The organism is Borrelia persica No12 (assembly GCF_000500045.1).
In the GTDB taxonomy this organism is placed as follows: domain Bacteria; phylum Spirochaetota; class Spirochaetia; order Borreliales; family Borreliaceae; genus Borrelia; species Borrelia persica.
Map to the genome: position 1 here is coordinate 1 of NZ_AYOT01000076.1, position 347 is coordinate 347.

The 347-nt window shown below is 24.8% G+C and carries 1 pseudogene; it reads left to right on the plus strand.

Annotated elements, in window-relative coordinates:
* A pseudogene (locus tag U881_RS11805) lies at positions 1-347 on the plus strand (Bdr family repetitive protein); the annotation flags it as partial.

Here is a 347-nt window from a genome sequence, read left to right on the forward strand (position 1 = left end):
TTGAGTATCTTAAAGAAAACTTTGATATTAAATTAAAACATTTAGAAGAAAAGATTTTTGATACCAAAGAAGAACTTATTCATAGAATGGATGCTAAGTTTAATGAGCTTGATAACAAGATTGATGCTAAGTTCAATGAGCTTGATAACAAGATTGATGCTAAGTTTAATGAGCTTGATAACAAGATTGATAACGTTGAGAATAATCTTAATAATAAGATTGATATTGTTAGAAGTGAATTAAAATCTGATATCTTATCTGTTAAAAAAGACATGGAAATTAATAAAATGGAACTAGATAATAAGATTGACAAATCAGTATCAGAAATTAAAGGTACATTAAAGTTA